This is a genomic window from Paenibacillus sp. p3-SID867, from assembly GCF_025142895.1.
Taxonomy (GTDB): domain Bacteria; phylum Bacillota; class Bacilli; order Paenibacillales; family Paenibacillaceae; genus Paenibacillus_AQ.
In genome coordinates, this window is sequence record NZ_JAMBDM010000025.1 from 25,390 (window position 1) to 41,964 (window position 16,575).

Here is a 16,575-nt window from a genome sequence, read left to right on the forward strand (position 1 = left end):
GTTACCTATGGCACTGCAAATCTATAACACGCTAACCCGCATGAAAGAAACGTTTGTTGCTCAGGAACCCGGAAAGGTAAAGATCTACGTGTGCGGTCCTACCGTGTACGATTATATCCATATCGGGAATGCTCGGCCGATGATCTTTTTCGACGTGGTTCGAGCTTACTTTGAGAACCAGGGTAATGATGTGAATTACGTGGTGAACTTTACGGATGTGGATGACAAAATGATCCGGAAAGCGGAGCAAACCGGGACGACCGTTCCGGAGGTCGCGGATAAGTTTATTAACGCCTATTACGAGGATCTGGACGGTCTTGGCATACCAAGAGCGACATTGAATCCACGGGTAACGGACAATATGGAGAACATTATCGAATTCATCCAGGAACTCATTGACCGCGACTTTGCTTATGAGAACGGGGGAGATGTATTCTACCGGACCCGCAAGTTTGACGATTACGGGAAGCTGTCCCAGCAAAATCTCGACGAGCTGCAATTCGGTATCCGGATTGAGGTGGATAAGCGGAAAGAAAATCCGGAAGACTTTGTCCTATGGAAAGCCGCGAAGCCTGGAGAGATCTACTGGAGCAGTCCTTGGGGCGACGGCCGTCCAGGCTGGCATATTGAGTGCTCCGCCATGGCCCGTCGTTATCTCGGGGATACGCTGGATATCCATGGCGGCGGCCAGGACCTGCAGTTCCCACACCATGAATGCGAAGTTGCGCAGTCGGAGGCACTGACAGGCAAACCGCTGGCGAACTATTGGATGCACAATGGATATATCCGCATCAATAACGAGAAAATGTCGAAATCGTTAGGGAACGGTGTATTGGTTAAGGAACTTCGTGAACAATATACGAAAGAAGCTATCCGCTATTTCATGTTGTCCACCCATTACCGCAATCCGCTGAATTATAGCGATGAGGTGATGGAGCAGGCGCAGAACAGCGTGGAACGTCTGGCGAATGCGGCGGCTAATATCGAGCATCGATTGAGTACCGCGATCGGTTCGAAGGACGATAACGTAAGCCAGGAAGTTGCGGATAAAATATCGGCCGTCCTTGTCGAATTTCACCAGAAGATGCAGGATGATTTCAACACGCCGGACGCCATCACCGCCATGTTCCAATGGGCCAGCGAGGCGAATCAGCTGTTGAAGGAAGCCTCGATTCCTGCGGCGGACCTGCATGAAGTGCTGCGCGCTTTCAACGAAATGAACGGCGTGCTGCGCATCGTAAATACAGGCACGGATGAATTGCTGGATGAGGAGATTGAAGCTCTGATTGCCGAACGTGTCGAAGCCCGGAAGAATAAAAACTGGGCCCGAGCGGATGAAATCCGCGACAAGCTGGCGGATGAAGGCATCGTGCTTGAGGATACGGCGCAAGGTATGCGCTGGCGGCGTAAATGAGCGGGCCTGAGTTTCATGATCCCGCAGTAGGCTGGTTCGATTTTCCGCCGTCAAAGCCGGCCCGGTTAATCCCGCCCATCGTGCTTGCCTATATCGGAGATGCCATTTATGAGGTGGCGGTGCGGCAGTTTTTGATATCGAAAGCGAATCTCCGCCCCCATCACCTGCACCGTTCGGCAACAGGATTTGTGTCGGCGAAGGCACAGAGCCGAATATTGGCTTATCTGGATCCGGAACTGACGGAAGAAGAGCGCGATATTGTGCGTCAGGGACGCAACGCCAAATCCGGCAGCATCCCCAAAAATGCCGACGTCCTCGAATACCGGCATGCTACGGCATTTGAGACGCTGATTGGGTATTTATATTATACGGGTGAGCAGGACCGACTTCGTGAGCTCATAGGGAAGAGCATCGAGTATATTGAGGGGTCTGTTAAATAGACCGTTAGACAATATCGCATCACATTGAAACGATACAGCCGGTGTTTCCGCGAGGGGACGCCGGCTGATATGCAGGAGGAGAACTACATGTTGCAAGAAGAGGAAGTAGTAGCCGGTAAGCACTCCGTAACGGAAGCGCTCAAATCAGGACGTACGATCAACAAAATATGGATTGCAGAAAATGCGCAAAAGCACCTGACCCTGCCGATTATCGCGGAAGCGAAGAAACTGGGTATTGTCATTCAGCATGTGGACAAACGCAAGCTGGATCAGATGGTTCCGGGAGTTCAGCATCAAGGCGTGGTTGCGCAAGCGGCACCCTATGCTTATGTGGAAGTGGAGGATTTGCTGAAGGTTGCAGAGGAAAAAGGCGAATCGCCTTTCCTGCTGCTTCTTGACGAGATCGAGGATCCGCACAATCTGGGCTCGATTCTCCGGACGGCAGACTGCACGGGTGCTCATGGCGTCATACTGCCTAAGCGTAGATCCGCACAAGTAACGGCAACGGTATCCAAAACATCTGCCGGCGCAGTGGAGTATGTGCCCGTAGCTAGGGTGACCAATCTGGGCCAAACCATCGATCAGCTGAAGGAAATGGGTGTATGGGTTGTCGGGACCGTTGTTGATGCCGTTCAGGAATTGTATGACACCGATGTTTTTGACGGGCCGGTTGCTATCGTTATCGGTAATGAGAATAAAGGGATGGGGCGTCTGATCCGTGAGAAATGCGATGTGCTTGTGAAACTGCCGATGGCCGGAAAGATCAATTCGCTTAACGCCTCGGTTGCCGCAGGTGTCGTTATGTACGAAGTGCTTCGCCGTCGCCGCCTTCAAGGTTAGCAATGATGGCCGATTGGCGGGATGTGCTGCTGGTCGACGGTTATAATATGATCGGCGGCTGGCCATATCTTGCGAAGCTCGCCAATAGCAGCATGCATGAAGCGCGAGACATGCTGCTGGAGAAATTAGCGGATTACCAGGCGTTCTCAGGCCTCAGAGTCGTGGTGATTTTTGACGCATACCGTGTTCCTGGACTGGGGAAATCCTACACGCAAGGCAAGGTTCAGGTGTTTTTTACGAAGGAGAAAGAAACCGCCGATGAGTGCATTGAACGGCTAGTCGGTGAGTTCAGCCACCGCCGGCGAAAAATTTATGTGGCGACCAGCGATTTAATTGAGCAGCACGTGATTTTTGCTCGGGGAGCACTCCGGCTGTCCGCCCGGGAGTTGCTTAACGAGGTGGAGCAGAGCGAGCGCGAAGTGAAGCAGAAAATAACGAAAGAGCAGACCAAGAGCAGGAATACACTTGACGGGAAGCTGCCGCCGGATGTGAGACAGGCGTTCGAGCGCTGGCGAAGGGAATAGAACTGTTTTACACAATAGGGACGAGAGGTCGGCTCATTTGGAGAATGAAAACGGTATATGAATCTATGAAAAAGTTTACATTAAATGTTATTATCGGTCTATTTTAGGCAGATCGTGGTTGACGGTCTAGTAGACATCATATATACTTGTCATATATTTCAAGCGAGTGACGGGCTACCGTGCGTTCCGGGCCGGAGGGATTCTATTGAGTGTGGACCTCAAGGAAGTCATGTTGTCAGGGTATGATGTGATAAGCGATGAAGACATTGTCGAGGCGGTCCGCGAGGGTGATAGCGGGGCGCTGGAGTATTTGATCAATAAATACCGGAATTTTGTACGTGCTAAAGCCCGCTCCTATTTTCTGATTGGCGCTGACCGGGAAGATATTGTCCAGGAAGGCATGATCGGGCTGTACAAGGCAATTCGTGATTTTAAAGGGGATAAGCTGTCCTCGTTCAAGGCCTTTGCCGAGCTCTGCATTACCAGACAGATCATTACGGCAATTAAGACCGCTACGAGACAGAAGCATATTCCGCTCAATTCGTATGTCTCATTGGACAAGCCGATTTATGATGAGGATTCGGACCGTACGCTGCTGGATGTCATTTGCGGTACCGCGGTAAGCGATCCGGAGGAACTGATCATCAATCAAGAGGAATTTGTCGGCCTGGAAGACAAGATGTCAGAGATCTTAAGTGATCTGGAACGGAAAGTCCTGATGCTCTATTTGGACGGTCGATCCTATCAAGAGATTGCGGTAGATTTAAGGCGTCATGTAAAATCGATTGACAATGCACTCCAGCGAGTAAAGCGAAAGCTTGAACGTTATCTGGAAGTCAGGGATAATTAATAGCAAGTGTCGGATAAGAAGCAGAAGGCTCAATCAGAGCCTTTTTTTAATTGCCTGATCGTTATTGAATCAGGATGGCCGGCGAAGGATCTTTTTTATACTTTGTCGCCATTGATTTTTTAGCTGATAGGACGAAATTCCAAGATGTCCATCTTCGCAAAACGCAAAATGTGTAATATTTGGTGTTTCATCTCTTGGAAGATTGAACATACTGGATATAGACTAAATGCTATGCAGGATGGACAAAGACTGTGAAACGCCACAGTTTTTTACAGTGAGATGTTTACATTATTCCGGGGACTTATTCCCTGGATTAGCTGGCAATGGCATTTATTGCAGCCCGCAATCAGAGAGAAAAAGGCTTGAAATGGCGCTACCCTTGTGATAAAGTGTTTTAGGTAGGCCTAAATTCGCGTGTTTTATGAATGGATCGTTGTTACAGCTTTTGGAACAACGGTTTTATTCATCTCGCAGAAATAACCGGGTTTCGATGAGAACAAGGTTGTTTCTACTAGGATCAATATCGATTCTTCTGACAAAGAAGGACGTCTTCGGGAGGTGCACATCATGCGGGTAATTATCACTTTGGCTTGTACAAGCTGCAAACAAAGAAACTACACAACCACCAAAAACAAGCGAAATCACCCCGACCGCATGGAGATGAAGAAATTTTGCAAGTTCTGTAACGAGCAAACTCCTCATCGCGAAACCAGATAGTTTTCTTTTGGAGGTGTAGTCGGCGTGAAACGTGGTTTCAAGTCTCTGTTTTCCTTTTTCTCTGAAAGCTGGGCGGAACTTAAAAAAGTTCGCTGGCCCAATCGTAAAGAACTGACGAACTATACTTTAATTGTTCTCGGCACCATTGTGTTTGTCACGATTTATTTTTGGGTTGTAGACATCGGTATTTCCGCTGTGATCGAAGCGATAATTTAGAAGGGTCCCAGGTGGCTTGATATGGAAAAAAGATGGTACGTAGTTCATACCTACTCTGGGTATGAGAATAAAGTCAAAGCCAATTTGGAAAAACGTGTCGAGTCCATGGGCATGGAGGACAAAATATTCCGCGTTCTTGTTCCGATGGAAGAAGAAATCGTAAACAAAGACGGCAAGAAAAAAACCGTCATGCGTAAAGTTTACCCGGGATATGTCTTGGTCGAAATGATTCAGACCGATGATTCTTGGTATGTTGTCCGCAATACACCAGGAGTGACCGGTTTTGTTGGTTCGACAGGGTCCGGTTCTAAACCGACGCCTTTGCTTCCAGAAGAAGTAGAACAGATTCTGAAGCATATGGGCATGGAAGAGCCGAAACCGAAGATCGAATTCGACATCAAGGAATCCGTTCGTATCAAGGTTGGTCCTTTTACGAATTTTGTGGGCTCCGTGGAAGAGATTTTGGCTGAAAAGAGCAAGTTGAAAGTTCACGTCAACATGTTTGGACGGGAAACCCCGCTGGAGTTGGATTATACTCAAGTGGAGAAGATTTAGTTCTTCAGGTTTCTTGTGGGAGGGCGTGTCAAAGCGTCCGCTACCACTATTGATGCAAGGAGGTGTCAACCATGGCTAAGAAAGTTATCAAGATTGTGAAACTGCAAATTCCTGCAGGTAAAGCGAATCCGGCTCCTCCAGTAGGTCCTGCATTGGGTCAAGCGGGTGTCAACATCATGGCATTCTGTAAAGAGTTCAACGCACGTACTGCTGATCAAGCTGGTCTGATCATTCCGGTTGAAATTTCGGTGTTTGAAGATCGTTCCTTTACGTTCATCACTAAAACTCCACCGGCTGCTGTTCTGCTTCGTGTGGCTGCTAAGATCGAAAAAGGATCCGGCGAGCCTAACAAGAAGAAAGTCGCTACTGTTAAGCGTGACGCTGTTCGTCAAATCGCTGAGCAAAAAATGCCTGACCTGAACGCTGCATCTGTTGAAGCTGCAATGAAGATGGTAGAAGGTACTGCCCGTAGTATGGGTATCACAATCGAAGACTAATTGTCTTTTGATTGAAACCGAACTAGGTTCGGATTATGTGGGAGGAATTTCCGCTAACACCACAAAGGAGGAAAACAAACATGGCTAAACACGGTAAAAAATACGTTGAAGCTGCGAAGCTGATTGACAGCGAAGCAACTTATGAGCCTTTGGAAGCTGTAGAGCTTGTGAAGAAGGCTGCAACTGCCAAATTCGACGAAACTGTTGAAGCGGCTGTACGTTTGGGTGTAGACCCGCGTAAACAAGACCAGGCTGTTCGTGGTGTTGTTGTCTTGCCTCACGGCACAGGTAAAACACAGCGCGTTCTGGTATTTGCAAAAGGTGAAAAAGCGAAAGAGGCAGAAGCTGCTGGCGCTGATTTTGTTGGCGATCAAGACATGATCAACAAAATCCAACAAGGCTGGTTCGAGTTTGATGTCTGCGTAGCTACACCTGATATGATGAGTGAAGTCGGTAAACTTGGCCGTCTGCTCGGTGGTAAAGGCCTGATGCCTAACCCTAAAGCTGGTACGGTTACATTCGATGTTGCTAAGGCTGTTCAAGAAATCAAAGCCGGTAAAATCGAGTACCGTCTGGACAAAGCAGGTCAAATTCACGCGCCGATCGGTAAAGTGTCTTTCGATGCAGCTCAATTGAATGAGAACCTCAAAGCTCTCATCGATGCATTGAATCGTGCGAAACCAGCTGCTGCTAAAGGTGTATACCTGAAAGGCATCGCTGTTTCCTCGACAATGGGACCAAGCGCTCGCGTGAACACAACCGTCTACAGATAATATTACCATTGACTTTGGTCGATGAGGTTTGATATTATGTAACAGTTGTGAGTCTTCGAGACTGACCCTTAAAGTTGAATATGCTTACCGTAGACAGTAGGTGCCCTAAGCAGGCTTAATTTCCTACCGAGGTGTTATGATAGAACGTCAACAATTTGTCCGGTTTCTCCGGCCAAATGATGATTCATCAGGCCTTCGTGATTCTACGGAGGCTTTTTTAGTGCCCGTAGGAAGAGCGGGGAGCTTGGTGCTCTTACGCTACTAATACAACCAGGAGGTGTAATCATTGGCAAACGCAAAAGTGATTCAAGCGAAACAAGAAGCGGTTGATGTCGTTGCTGCTAAGCTGCGCGAGAGCGTATCGACAGTAGTTGCTGACTATCGCGGACTGAACGTTGCGCAAGTAACTGAACTTCGTAAACAGCTTCGTGAAGCTGGCGTCGAGTTCCAAGTACTGAAAAACACGCTGCTTCGCCGTGCAACTGCGGCAGCAGAGCTGACTGATCTGGACGAAGTCTTGACTGGTCCAACAGCTGTTGCATTTGGTACCAATGACGCTGTCGCTCCAGCAAAAATCCTTAACGATTTTGCTAAGAAAAACGACGCGTTGAAATTGAAAGGCGGCGTAGTAGAAGGCCGTGTAATCGGAGAGAGCGAAATCAAAGCTCTGGCAGAACTTCCGTCCCGCGAAGGTCTCCTCTCCATGCTCCTCAGCGTGCTTCAAGCTCCAGTGCGCAACTTCGCGCTTGCAGTTAAGGCTGTTGCTGAGAAGGAAGAACAAGGCGCATAAGCTTTGTCTTGCTGAAGCTGTGTAACAACAACTATAAAATCTTAATAATAAATGGAGGTTCAACTTAAATGAGCAAAGAGCAAATCTTGGAAGCAATTAAAGGTATGTCCGTTCTGGAACTGAACGATCTCGTTAAAGCAATCGAAGAAGAATTTGGTGTAACTGCTGCAGCTCCAGTAGCTGTTGTAGGTGGCGCTGGTGTAGCTGCTGAAGCAGAGCAGTCCGAGTTCGACGTAATCCTGACTAGCGCAGGCGCGTCCAAAATCAATGTAATCAAAGTGGTTCGCGAAATCACAGGTCTTGGCTTGAAAGAAGCAAAAGAACTGGTTGACAACGCTCCAAAACCATTGAAAGAAAAAGTAGCTAAAGAAGAAGCAGAAGCTGTTAAAGCTAAATTGGAAGAAGCAGGCGCATCCGTAGAAGTTAAGTAATTAACTTCTTGAGATTCACGTCAGCAAGAATCAAACCCCTTGAATATTTGTTCAAGGGGTTTGTTATTGTGGCGGGGAGATCACAACGTACTGATTCTCCGCAAGAAAGGTTATACTGGGATAAGAGCGCTTAAGAGCGAAATATCTTAGGCGGCAGACTTTGATTCAAGACGGAGGAAATGATGCCGAATCAACATTATTACTCGAATCAGCCGGAAATTGCTCATGACCGTAAGGAGTTAAAGACGGAGCTTCGGGGGCAGACTTTCAACTTTATCAGTGACGCGGGCGTATTCTCTAAGAGTGGCGTAGATTATGGGAGCAAGGTATTAATAGAGGCTATGAACTTTAATCAGCATGCTGAGGTGTTGGATGTAGGCTGCGGATATGGTCCGATCGGTCTGTCAGCGGCAAGAATGGCACCCCAAGGACATGTGACGATGATCGACATTAATAGCCGTGCTGTCGAATTAGCCAAGGAGAATGCGAAACGTAATGGTATATCCAATGTGACGATCTTGGAGAGCGATTTGTTTGCTGCGGTGCAGGGTCAGCAATTCGACGTGGTTCTTACCAATCCGCCGATTCGTGCCGGGAAAGAGACGGTTCATGCCATATTCGAAGAAGCGTGGAAGCATCTGCGTGAGGATGGGCAGCTGTGGGTTGTGATTCAGAAGAAGCAAGGCGCGCCTTCAGCGAAAGCGAAGCTGGAGAGTCTATTTCATCAGGTCGAGGAAGTAACGAAGGATAAAGGATACCGGATATTCAAAGCGACGAAATCTTCTTAAAATAGTTCGACTAGGCTGTTGACTTGGGTATGCTGGTATGGTATTATTATAAAATGTCAGTATTAGGATGGTCTCTTTGTCTTTAGTTGGCTGAAATGTCAAGACTTAATGTGTGGAAAGATGCATAAAGTCGATCATATTGACGTATAATATGTACATTTTGGGCAAATCTACAGGATATGAGATGATTATCATAACCATGGATAAGCTGCTCTTTTTTCGAAAAGGTATTCGATAAGGGCTTTTCTCTATTTATGGGAGTGTCCTCTGTATGTTCCATTATAGTGTTACAAACAGAGGTTCGCAATGAAATTTTTAAAGTGAGTAGACATGAGGGGTGAGTTTAAGTTGGCAGGACATCTTGTTCAATATGGTCGACGCACTCGGCGAAGTTATGCTCGTATTAACGAGGTACTCGAAGTTCCGAACCTGATTGAAATCCAACAAAAATCTTATGAATGGTTTTTGGAGGAAGGACTCCGCGAAATGTTCCAGGACATCTCGCCGATTCAGGATTTCACAGGTAATTTGGTGCTAGAGTTCATTGACTACAGCCTTGGAGAACCGAAATACACCGTCGATGACGCGAAAGAACGCGACGTTACTTATGCGGCGCCGCTCCGCGTGAAAGTCCGGCTCATTAACAAGGAGACCGGAGAGGTCAAGGAGCAGGAAGTGTTCATGGGAGACTTCCCGTTAATGACGGAAACCGGAACATTCATTATCAATGGTGCCGAACGGGTTATTGTCAGCCAGTTGGTTCGCTCTCCCAGCGTCTATTTCAGCACAAAAGTGGATAAAAACGGTAAGACGACGTACACTGCAACAGTTATCCCTAACCGCGGCGCTTGGCTTGAACTGGAGATGGACGCGAAGGACATTATCTATGTCCGGATCGACCGTACCCGTAAAATCCCTGTAACGGTACTTTTACGTGCACTTGGTTTTGGTACAGATGCCGAGATTCTGGATCTTCTGGGCAATGATGAATATATTCAAAATACGCTGGATAAAGACAACACCGACTCTACGGAAAAAGCGCTCATCGAAATCTATGAACGTCTTCGTCCGGGCGAGCCGCCAACACTGGAGAATGCGAAGAGCCTTCTCGTTGCCCGTTTCTTCGATCCGAAGCGTTATGATTTGGCTAACGTTGGTCGCTACAAGATCAACAAGAAGCTTCATATTAAGAACCGTCTCTTCAATCAGCGTTTGGCAGAAAGTTTGATAGACATCGATACGGGTGAGATCATTGCAGAAGCTGGTCAAACCGTAGACCGCCGTCTTTTGGACGAGATCATGCCTTACCTTGAGAAGAGCGTAGGCTTCAAGAATTATCATGTTACCGGCGGTGTGATGGACAGCGAGGATATCCCGCTGCAAACGATCGATGTATTCTCGCCGATCGAGGATGCCAAAGTCGTGAAGGTCATCGCGAACGCAAACATCGATAAATCGGTGAAGCACATTACACAGGCAGATATCATTTCTTCCATCAGCTACTTCATCAACCTGCTGCATGGGATTGGCAACACGGATGATATTGACCACCTGGGTAACCGTCGTCTGCGTTCTGTAGGCGAATTGCTTCAAAATCAGTTCCGTATCGGTTTGTCCCGTATGGAACGTGTCGTTCGTGAAAGAATGTCGATTCAGGATGCAAACGTGATTACGCCGCAGGCGCTTATCAACATACGTCCAGTTATCGCATCGATTAAAGAGTTCTTCGGCAGCTCCCAGCTGTCCCAGTTCATGGATCAGACCAACCCGCTTGCGGAACTGACGCATAAACGTCGTCTGTCTGCTCTCGGACCCGGCGGTTTGACTCGTGAGCGTGCGGGCTTTGAAGTGCGGGACGTTCACCACAGTCACTATGGCCGTATGTGTCCGATCGAGACGCCGGAGGGACCGAACATCGGTCTGATCAACTCCTTGTCGACGTTTGCGCGCATCAACGAATATGGCTTCATTGAAGCTCCGTATCGTTGGGTGGATCCGAAGACCGGTAAAGTAACGGACCAAATCGATTACCTGACTGCAGACGAAGAGGATAACTACATCGTTGCCCAGGCGAACGCCGAGCTCAACGAAGACGGTACCTTCGCTGACGAAATGGTTATCGTCCGTTATAACAAGCAGTCCGATAACATCCTCCCTATGCCGAGCGACCGTGTAGACTACATGGACGTATCGCCTAAGCAGGTCGTGTCGGTAGCGACGGCGCTCATTCCGTTCCTTGAGAACGATGACTCCAACCGCGCGCTGATGGGATCCAACATGCAGCGGCAGGCTGTTCCGCTTCTTATTCCTAAAGCTCCGCTCGTCGGAACCGGAATGGAACACAAGTCTGCGAAAGACTCCGGTGTATGTATTGTATCCAAACATGACGGGATTATTGAACGTTCATCCGCTAATGAAATCTGGGTCCGCCGTGTGGAAAATGTCGACGGACAAGAAGTCAAAGGCGATCTTATTAAACATAAATTACACAAATTTATGCGTTCGAACCAAGGAACATGCATCAATCAGCGTCCAATCGTTAAACGCGGTGATGTCATCAAAAAAGGTGACATTCTCGCAGACGGTCCATCCACGGAGATGGGTGAATTGGCACTGGGCCGCAACGTCGTTGTTGCGTTCATGACTTGGGAAGGTTACAACTATGAGGATGCGATTCTTCTCTCCGAGAAACTGGTCAAAGAGGATGTGTACACTTCGATTCATATCGAGGAGTACGAATCCGAAGCTCGTGACACGAAGCTCGGACCGGAAGAAATTACGCGTGATATTCCTAACGTAGGTGAAGAAGCGCTGAAGAACCTTGACGAGCGCGGAATTATCCGCATCGGTGCCGAAATCAGCGCCGGAGATATTCTCGTAGGTAAGGTAACGCCTAAGGGTGTAACCGAGCTGACGGCAGAAGAGCGTCTCCTGCATGCGATTTTCGGTGAGAAGGCTCGCGAAGTGCGCGATACCTCGCTGCGCGTTCCTCACGGTAGTGACGGGATCATCGTAGACGTGAAGGTGTTTACACGTGAGAACGGCGACGAGTTGCCGCCGGGCGTTAACCAACTGGTTCGCGTTTACATCGCACAGAAACGTAAAATCTCCGAAGGTGACAAAATGGCCGGACGTCACGGTAACAAAGGTGTCGTTGCCCGTATTTTGCCTGAAGAAGATATGCCGTTCCTGCCAGATGGCACGCCGGTTCAAGTTGTGTTGAACCCTCTAGGGGTTCCATCACGGATGAACATCGGTCAGGTGCTCGAGGTTCACTTGGGTATGGCTGCGCTCCAGCTTGGCATTCACGTAGCTTCGCCGGTATTTGACGGTGCAAGCGAGTATGACGTGTTTGATACGATGGAAGAAGCAGGCATGCAGCGCAATGGTAAGACTGTATTGTACGACGGACGGACGGGTGAACGTTTTGAACGTGAAGTTACCGTCGGCGTTATGCACATGATCAAGCTCGCTCACATGGTTGATGATAAAATTCACGCCCGTTCTACGGGACCCTACTCTCTCGTTACGCAGCAGCCGCTGGGTGGTAAAGCTCAGTTCGGTGGACAGCGCTTCGGTGAGATGGAAGTGTGGGCACTTGAAGCTTACGGTGCTGCTTATACGCTGCAAGAAATTCTTACCGTCAAGTCGGATGACGTGGTCGGCCGGGTGAAAACCTACGAATCCATCGTCAAAGGCGAGAACGTTCCGGAACCGGGTGTTCCTGAATCGTTCAAGGTATTGATTAAAGAGCTTCAGTCTCTCGGTATGGATGTCAAAATCCTGAGCGAGAATGAAGAGGAAATCGAGATGAAAGAACTCGATGACGAAGACGATGCTCAAGGTGATAAACTGAGCCTTAACTTGGAAGGCACTGAAGTCGGAGTGGAATAACGGTCAATCATTCACCCCCGTCGGCTTATAAGTCGGCGGTGGTGTTATGGTCGTATAGCACATAAATAGGACTAGGTTGAGGAGGGTTGCTCCTTGTTGGACGTTAACAATTTTGAGTACATGAAAATCGGTCTTGCTTCACCGGAAAAAATTCGCTCTTGGTCTCGCGGAGAGGTGAAGAAGCCGGAAACGATTAACTACCGTACATTGAAGCCGGAGAAAGAAGGCTTGTTCTGTGAGCGGATTTTCGGTCCGCAGAAGGACTGGGAATGTCATTGCGGTAAGTATAAGCGTGTCCGTTATAAAGGAGTAGTCTGCGATCGCTGTGGCGTTGAAGTAACACGCGCTAAAGTCCGTCGTGAACGGATGGGCCATATCGAGCTTGCGGCTCCTGTATCGCATATTTGGTATTTCAAAGGCATTCCAAGCCGTATGGGTCTGGCTCTGGATATGTCCCCACGATCTCTGGAGGAGATCATTTACTTCGCATCTTATGTTGTAACCGATCCGGGAGATACACCGCTGGAGAAGAAGCAACTGTTGTCCGAGAAGGAATATCGCAGCTACCGTGAGAAGTACGGCTACGGATTCCAAGCAGGCATGGGTGCTGAAGCGGTTAAGAAGCTTCTTCAAGACATCGACATTGACAAAGAGCTTGAATTCCTGAAGGAAGAACTGCGCACTGCACAGGGTCAGCGCCGCAACCGGGCCATCAAACGCCTGGAAGTGATTGAGGCGTTCCGTAACTCCGGCAACAATCCGGAGTGGATGATCATGGATGTGCTGCCGGTCATTCCTCCAGAGCTTCGCCCGATGGTTCAACTTGATGGCGGACGCTTCGCGACCTCCGACTTGAACGATCTGTACCGTCGTGTTATTAACCGGAACAACCGTCTGAAAAGACTGCTGGATCTCGGCGCGCCGGATATTATCGTACAAAACGAGAAGCGCATGCTGCAGGAAGCTGTCGATGCACTGATCGATAACGGCCGCCGCGGTCGTCCGGTCACAGGTCCTGGTAACCGTCCGCTTAAGTCCCTCAGCCATATGCTGAAAGGTAAACAAGGACGTTTCCGTCAGAACTTGCTCGGTAAACGGGTTGACTATTCCGGTCGTTCCGTTATCGTTGTAGGTCCTTACCTGAAAATGTATCAATGCGGTCTGCCTAAGAAAATGGCGCTTGAGCTCTTCAAGCCGTTTGTTATGAAAGAACTGGTCAATAAAGGCCTTGCACATAATATCAAGAGTGCGAAGCGCAAAGTAGAACGTGTAAGTCCAGAAGTATGGGATGTGCTCGAAGAGGTTATTAAAGAGCATCCGGTTCTTCTGAACCGTGCACCGACGCTTCACAGACTCGGTATTCAAGCATTTGAACCGATTCTGGTTGAGGGCCATGCGATCCGTCTTCACCCGCTCGTATGTACAGCGTATAACGCTGACTTTGACGGTGACCAAATGGCGGTTCACGTTCCTTTGTCTGCTGAAGCTCAAGCTGAAGCACGTCTTTTGATGCTGGCATCGGGTAACATTTTGAATCCGAAAGACGGTAAGCCGGTTGTTACGCCTTCTCAGGATATGGTACTGGGTTCCTTCTATCTGACCATGGATAACAAGGAAGAAAAAGGTACCGGCATGATTCTGGGCAGCGTGAACGAAGCGGTTTCCGCTTATCAGCGTGAAGCAGCTGGTCTGCATGCACGCGTAGCGATTCCGGTGAAAGCTCTTGGCAAAACCAGCTTCACGGAAAAACAGCAGGATGCGATTTTGATTACGACGATTGGCCGGATTATCTTTAACGAGATTTTCCCTGCCAGCTTCCCGTACATCAATGAAGCGACTCGTACGAACCTGCTGCAAGGCACGCCTGAGAAGTATTTCGTATACGAGAAGGGTGCAGATATTCAAAAAGTGATTCAGGAACTGCCAATCAGCGGTGCTGTTGGTAAGGAATATCTGGGTTCCATCATTGCACGCTGCTTCGAAACGTACCATACAACGGAGACCTCTGTGATTTTGGATAAAATCAAGCAGCTCGGTTTCACCTATTCCACACGTGCAGGCGTAACGGTTGCGGTATCCGACGTTATCGTACCTGACGAGAAAAATGAAATTCTGAAAGAGTCCGACGAGAAGGTTAAAGTGGTAACGAACCAATATCGCCGCGGCTTGATTACGAATGAAGAACGTTATGATCGTGTTATCGATATCTGGTCTAAGACCAAGGATGATATCACGGATGTACTCATGAAATCGATGGACCGCTTTAACTCCATCATGCTCATGGTAGATTCCAAAGCACGGGGTAACAAATCGCAGATCACTCAGCTTGGCGGTATGCGGGGTCTGATGGCCAACCCGTCGGGTCGTATCATCGAACTCCCAATCAAATCGAACTTCCGTGAAGGACTGACGGTACTCGAGTACTTCCTGTCCACGCACGGTGCGCGTAAAGGTCTTGCCGATACGGCGCTTCGTACCGCTGACTCCGGTTACTTGACTCGTCGACTTGTTGACGTAGCCCAGGATGTTATCGTTCGCGAAGATGAGTGCAGCACGGATAAAGGCTTTACCGTTAGCCGTATTCAGGACGGTAAAGAAGTTATCGAGGATCTCTACGACCGTATTGAGGGACGTTATGCATTTGAAACTGTCCGTCATCCGGAAACGAAAGAGATTATCGTGAACCGTAACGAATTGATTGACTCCGACAAAGCTGAGGAAATCGTAGCAGCTGGCGTTGAGAAACTTCAAATTCGTTCCATCTTGAGCTGCCGTGCACGTTATGGCGTCTGCAAAAAATGTTACGGCCGTAACCTGGCTACTGGTAAGCATGTTGAGATTGGTGAAGCGGTTGGTATTATCGCAGCTCAATCCATCGGCGAACCGGGAACACAGCTCACGATGCGTACGTTCCACACAGGCGGCGTTGCCGGCGATGATATTACACAAGGTCTTCCGCGTATCCAGGAGCTCTTTGAAGCCCGTAATCCTAAAGGTCAAGCGACCATTAGTGAGATCGACGGCGTGGTTAAAGAGATCCGCGAAACGAAGGACCGTCGTGAAATCGAAGTACAAGGTGAAGCTGAGACTAAGGTTTACGCTGTTACCTATGGCTCCCGTCTGCGCGTAAGCGAAGGCAAGCAAATTGAAGCCGGGGATGAACTGACCGATGGTTCCATTGATCCGAAGGAAATGCTTCGTATCAAAGGTATCCGCGGCGTGCAGAACTACATCCTTCAGGAAGTTCAACGCGTATACCGTAACCAAGGCGTGGAAATTAACGATAAACACGTTGAAGTTATGATCAGACAGATGCTGCGTAAATTCCGTATCGTTGATGCGGGAGATACGAACCTGCTGCCAGGCTCCTTCGTGGATATGCATGAATACGAGACAGCGAATAAAGACGCTATTCTCTCCGGAAAAGAACCAGCGGTTGCTAAACCGGTTCTCCTCGGGATTACAAAAGCATCTCTCGAAACGGATTCGTTCTTGTCAGCAGCCTCCTTCCAGGAGACGACTCGCGTGTTGACTGACGCTGCCATTAAAGGCAAAGTCGATCAGCTGCTTGGTCTGAAAGAGAATGTTATCATTGGCAAACTGATCCCTGCAGGTACCGGTATGAACCGTTATCGCAGCGTGAAGTTCGAGGGACAAAACGATGTGAATGACGAAAGTCAGGAACTCGAAACAGCTTCTATAGATTAAGAAACAGTCAGGTGATGAGGAGATTTCCGTATCTTAAGATGCGGAAGACCTCCTCGTCCCAAAGTTTCTTTTTTCCTGATTTAATAGCTTGACATCGATTAGGGCAGATGCTAATATAGCAAAGGTGCGTGAATAGTT

At 48.6% G+C, this 16,575-nt stretch carries 15 protein-coding genes and 1 other annotated feature; all 15 genes read left to right on the forward strand.

Annotated elements, in window-relative coordinates:
* Positions 1–7 precede the first annotated feature (7 nt).
* The gene (cysS, locus tag M4D81_RS30780) at positions 8–1,414 is read left to right on the forward strand and encodes a cysteine--tRNA ligase (RefSeq protein WP_260069227.1); all 1,407 of its coding nucleotides are present in this window, start codon (positions 8–10) and stop codon (positions 1,412–1,414) included.
* Positions 1,411–1,854, forward strand: a complete 444-nt coding sequence (locus M4D81_RS30785) for a Mini-ribonuclease 3 (RefSeq protein ID WP_260069228.1) — start codon at positions 1,411–1,413, stop codon at positions 1,852–1,854. Before cysS ends, M4D81_RS30785 begins: the two co-directional genes overlap by 4 nt.
* A gap of 87 nt (positions 1,855–1,941) precedes the next feature.
* Positions 1,942–2,694, forward strand: a complete 753-nt coding sequence (rlmB, locus tag M4D81_RS30790) for a 23S rRNA (guanosine(2251)-2'-O)-methyltransferase RlmB (RefSeq protein ID WP_260069229.1) — start codon at positions 1,942–1,944, stop codon at positions 2,692–2,694.
* A 5-nt stretch (positions 2,695–2,699) separates the two neighbouring features.
* Positions 2,700–3,218, forward strand: a complete 519-nt coding sequence (locus M4D81_RS30795; protein WP_071221026.1) for an NYN domain-containing protein — start codon at positions 2,700–2,702, stop codon at positions 3,216–3,218.
* Positions 3,219–3,423: 205 nt separating this feature from the next.
* Complete coding sequence (gene sigH, locus M4D81_RS30800; RefSeq protein ID WP_006212942.1) at positions 3,424–4,068, forward strand: RNA polymerase sporulation sigma factor SigH; 645 nt, start codon at positions 3,424–3,426, stop codon at positions 4,066–4,068.
* 567 nt (positions 4,069–4,635) lie between these two features.
* Entirely contained in the window at positions 4,636–4,785 is a 150-nt protein-coding gene (gene rpmG / locus M4D81_RS30805; RefSeq protein WP_006212941.1) for a 50S ribosomal protein L33, read from the forward strand.
* A 24-nt stretch (positions 4,786–4,809) separates the two neighbouring features.
* Positions 4,810–5,001, forward strand: a complete 192-nt coding sequence (secE, locus tag M4D81_RS30810; RefSeq protein ID WP_006212940.1) for a preprotein translocase subunit SecE — start codon at positions 4,810–4,812, stop codon at positions 4,999–5,001.
* A 21-nt stretch (positions 5,002–5,022) separates the two neighbouring features.
* Complete coding sequence (nusG, locus tag M4D81_RS30815; RefSeq protein ID WP_260069230.1) at positions 5,023–5,556, forward strand: transcription termination/antitermination protein NusG; 534 nt, start codon at positions 5,023–5,025, stop codon at positions 5,554–5,556.
* A gap of 71 nt (positions 5,557–5,627) precedes the next feature.
* Positions 5,628–6,053 (forward strand): 50S ribosomal protein L11, encoded by a 426-nt coding sequence (rplK, locus tag M4D81_RS30820; RefSeq protein WP_006212938.1) that lies wholly within the window; start codon positions 5,628–5,630, stop codon positions 6,051–6,053.
* Between the two features lie 80 nt (positions 6,054–6,133).
* The gene (rplA, locus tag M4D81_RS30825) at positions 6,134–6,826 is read left to right on the forward strand and encodes a 50S ribosomal protein L1 (RefSeq protein WP_009591966.1); all 693 of its coding nucleotides are present in this window, start codon (positions 6,134–6,136) and stop codon (positions 6,824–6,826) included.
* 69 nt (positions 6,827–6,895) lie between these two features.
* Positions 6,896–7,054: a sequence feature (ribosomal protein L10 leader region), on the forward strand.
* Between the two features lie 58 nt (positions 7,055–7,112).
* On the forward strand, positions 7,113–7,616 hold the full coding sequence (rplJ, locus tag M4D81_RS30830) for a 50S ribosomal protein L10 (protein ID WP_009591975.1): 504 nt from the start codon (positions 7,113–7,115) through the stop codon (positions 7,614–7,616).
* A 68-nt stretch (positions 7,617–7,684) separates the two neighbouring features.
* A complete protein-coding gene (rplL, locus tag M4D81_RS30835; RefSeq protein ID WP_071221025.1) occupies positions 7,685–8,047 on the forward strand; it encodes a 50S ribosomal protein L7/L12 in 363 nt (120 codons plus the stop codon).
* Between the two features lie 182 nt (positions 8,048–8,229).
* Positions 8,230–8,835 carry a class I SAM-dependent methyltransferase gene (locus tag M4D81_RS30840; protein ID WP_260069240.1) on the forward strand — a complete coding sequence of 202 codons (606 nt, stop codon included), beginning with the start codon at positions 8,230–8,232 and terminating at the stop codon, positions 8,833–8,835.
* A 348-nt stretch (positions 8,836–9,183) separates the two neighbouring features.
* Positions 9,184–12,729, forward strand: a complete 3,546-nt coding sequence (gene rpoB / locus M4D81_RS30845) for a DNA-directed RNA polymerase subunit beta (protein WP_071221023.1) — start codon at positions 9,184–9,186, stop codon at positions 12,727–12,729.
* 93 nt (positions 12,730–12,822) lie between these two features.
* Entirely contained in the window at positions 12,823–16,437 is a 3,615-nt protein-coding gene (gene rpoC / locus M4D81_RS30850) for a DNA-directed RNA polymerase subunit beta' (RefSeq protein ID WP_071221022.1), read from the forward strand.
* Positions 16,438–16,575 lie beyond the last annotated feature (138 nt).

Bases quoted from the DNA above. Each gene is read 5' to 3' on its own strand.
- M4D81_RS30840 (WP_260069240.1), top strand. From the start codon at position 8,230: ATGCCGAATCAACATTATTACTCGAATCAGCCGGAAATTGCTCATGAC.
- M4D81_RS30785 (WP_260069228.1), top strand. From the start codon at position 1,411: ATGAGCGGGCCTGAGTTTCATGATCCCGCAGTAGGCTGGTTCGATTTT.
- rplK (WP_006212938.1), top strand. From the start codon at position 5,628: ATGGCTAAGAAAGTTATCAAGATTGTGAAACTGCAAATTCCTGCAGGT.
- rpmG (WP_006212941.1), top strand. From the start codon at position 4,636: ATGCGGGTAATTATCACTTTGGCTTGTACAAGCTGCAAACAAAGAAAC.
- rlmB (WP_260069229.1), top strand. From the start codon at position 1,942: ATGTTGCAAGAAGAGGAAGTAGTAGCCGGTAAGCACTCCGTAACGGAA.
- rplA (WP_009591966.1), top strand. From the start codon at position 6,134: ATGGCTAAACACGGTAAAAAATACGTTGAAGCTGCGAAGCTGATTGAC.
- rplL (WP_071221025.1), top strand. From the start codon at position 7,685: ATGAGCAAAGAGCAAATCTTGGAAGCAATTAAAGGTATGTCCGTTCTG.
- nusG (WP_260069230.1), top strand. From the start codon at position 5,023: ATGGAAAAAAGATGGTACGTAGTTCATACCTACTCTGGGTATGAGAAT.
- cysS (WP_260069227.1), top strand. From the start codon at position 8: ATGGCACTGCAAATCTATAACACGCTAACCCGCATGAAAGAAACGTTT.
- M4D81_RS30795 (WP_071221026.1), top strand. From the start codon at position 2,700: ATGGCCGATTGGCGGGATGTGCTGCTGGTCGACGGTTATAATATGATC.